3 protein-coding genes are annotated in these 2,222 nt (G+C 67.5%); 2 read left to right on the forward strand and 1 reads right to left on the reverse strand.

Features of this window, described 5'->3' with window-relative positions; genetic code table 11:
- On the forward strand, positions 1 to 227 hold a 227-nt coding region (locus BLQ73_RS30680), incomplete at its 5' end, for an SAM-dependent methyltransferase (RefSeq protein ID WP_176955799.1).
- Between the two features lie 17 nt (positions 228 to 244).
- On the opposite strand, the gene BLQ73_RS30685 is transcribed toward BLQ73_RS30680, so the two are convergent.
- A complete protein-coding gene (locus BLQ73_RS30685; RefSeq protein WP_093176424.1) occupies positions 245 to 1,480 on the reverse strand; it encodes an MFS transporter in 1,236 nt (411 codons plus the stop codon).
- A gap of 93 nt (positions 1,481 to 1,573) precedes the next feature.
- Here BLQ73_RS30685 and BLQ73_RS34415 point away from each other — a divergent pair, with 93 nt between their 5' ends.
- The gene (locus tag BLQ73_RS34415; protein ID WP_093176427.1) at positions 1,574 to 2,170 is read left to right on the forward strand and encodes a CGNR zinc finger domain-containing protein; all 597 of its coding nucleotides are present in this window, start codon (positions 1,574 to 1,576) and stop codon (positions 2,168 to 2,170) included.
- Positions 2,171 to 2,222: the final 52 nt, after the last annotated feature.

The raw sequence follows: 2,222 nt of genomic DNA on the forward strand, positions 1-2,222 counted from the left end.
ATGTCGACCACGACCCACTGGTGCTCGCACACGCCCGCGCACTTCTGACCAGCACCCCCGAAGGCGCGTGCGAGTACGTCGACGCGGACGTGCGCAATCCCGAGCGGATCCTGGAACTCGCCACCGCCACCTTGGACTTCGGCCGACCAATCGCGCTGATGATGCTGGGCGTTCACGCGGACAGGCCCCGACGAACCGTTGCCTGGCACCAAGCCGATCAGAGGTAGTCACGTCCCTATCGTGGTCATGCGGGATGAGCGGCAGGGAGCGCTGTCTGAAAACGGCCCTCGGTGATGAGCCAGGTCAGCACCGTGGAGGCGACGAGAACAACGGCTCCGCTGGCGAACGCGGTGCTGTAGTTGCCCGTGGCGTCGCGCAGCACGCCGCCTGCGAGGACCCCGAGGGCGGCGAAGACCTGGTGGATGAGCCAGGTCGAGCCCAGGATGCCTCCCATCGCAGTGCCGCCGAAGCGGTCGGCGACCAGGCCAGTGGTGAGCGGGATGACCGGGAACGATGACACTCCGAACAGCACGACCCCGGCGACGAGGGCGGGCACGTTCGGTGCAAGGGCGAGTACCACGAACGCGGCGACCCTGATGAGGTGCAGAAGGATGAGCGTCGGCCGCTTGCCCCATTTCTTGGCGACCCACTGCCCGGTCGCCCACATGGATGCGGCGCTGCATGCGGCGACCAGTGCCATCAGCCATCCGCCCGCGTTCGGTCCGCCGCCGAGTTCGAGGGCGAGTTTCGGCATGTGCGTGGTGAACAGGTACAGCGAGTATCCGCATCCGGCGAAGCCGAGGCTGATGAGCCAAAACTGCCGGTCGCCCAGCGCCTCCCGGAGTGTCGCCGCCGCAACCACTTGCACCGGCGTGCCCTCTGGTTCCACGCCCACGTCGGCGGGGCTGTTGCGCGCCCCGAACCAGATCGCCGGTGCGACGAGCACGAGCATCACCGCGCCGAGCGCGAGGAATGCGGCTTGCCAACTGAACGCCGCGACGAGCACCCCTGCGAGCGGAAGCAGGAGCAGTTGCCCGGCGTTGATGCCCATCGAGCTGATCGCCAGGGCCTGCGGGCGGCGCTTTGTGTGCCAGCGGGCGACGAGCACGGACGAGGGCATCGAGCTGCATCCGGCGAACCCGACCGCCACGACGACGCCGAACAGGATCAGGAACTGCCAGAACTCTGTCACCCCGGCCAGTGCGACGTAGGCGAGGCCCATCAGAACGGCGCTGACCGTCATCACCGCACGCGGCCCGATCCGGTCGATCAGCCGACCGGCGACCGGCTGGAACAGACCCCAGGCGAGCATGTTCACCGCGACCGCCGCGCTCGTCGCAGCCAGCGACCAGCCGAAACTGCCCATCAGAGGGGCGATGAACTGGCCGATCGCCAGGTTCAGCCCGAACGCCCCGGTCAGGGATACGAACGCGACCGCCGTGATCCGTCGCCCCCAGTGCTGCTGTGTCGTCTCGACCATCACGCCCTCCTAATGGTTGTTGAGCATGTCATCCGTTAGCACGCGATTCGAGCACACGTCCTAATGGTTGTCAATCGGTGATACCATTAGGTCATGGTCGAGAGGGCGCAGACCGGGCCGCCGGTGACGGGCGAGCCGTTGCCGCTGGATCTGGTGAACACGACCTTCGTGGACGGAGGGCTGCGCGGCCACGTCGTGGATGTACTCACGACTCCAGCACAGCTCGACGCCTGGTTGACCAGCCACCTTGATCAGTTCAGCGCCGACCTGCGTGCCCGACTCGCGACGGCATCCACTAACAGCGTGGCGCTGGAGGAATGGCTGGCTCTGAGAGAGGCGCTGCGGAACTGCTTCACCGCCCTCACCGACGGCACCGACCCGAACCCGCGCGATCTCGACGTCATCAACCGCGCAGCAGCCGGCGCCGCCCATCACCTGGAGCTCAAGCAGACCGACACCCTCACGGCGCGGCGCCGCTGGCAGACCGACGACCCGGTGCGAGTCGCCTTGGGCGAGGTTGCTGCCGGGGCATGCGAGTTCGCCTTTCCAGATCGACGCGGGCGACTCCGCGCCTGCCCAGCACCAGGGTGCATCCTCTTCTTCGAGAAGACCCACCCCCGACGCGAATGGTGCTCACCAGCCTGCGGCAACCGCGTCCGAGTCGCCCGGCACTCCCTCTCGGGCAATTGACATCCTCTCCGCCCTAAAGGACGGAGATTCCCGCCTGCCGCGTGGGCTTCGG

Source organism: Sinosporangium album, assembly GCF_900100605.1.
Lineage (GTDB): Bacteria > Actinomycetota > Actinomycetes > Streptosporangiales > Streptosporangiaceae > Sinosporangium > Sinosporangium album.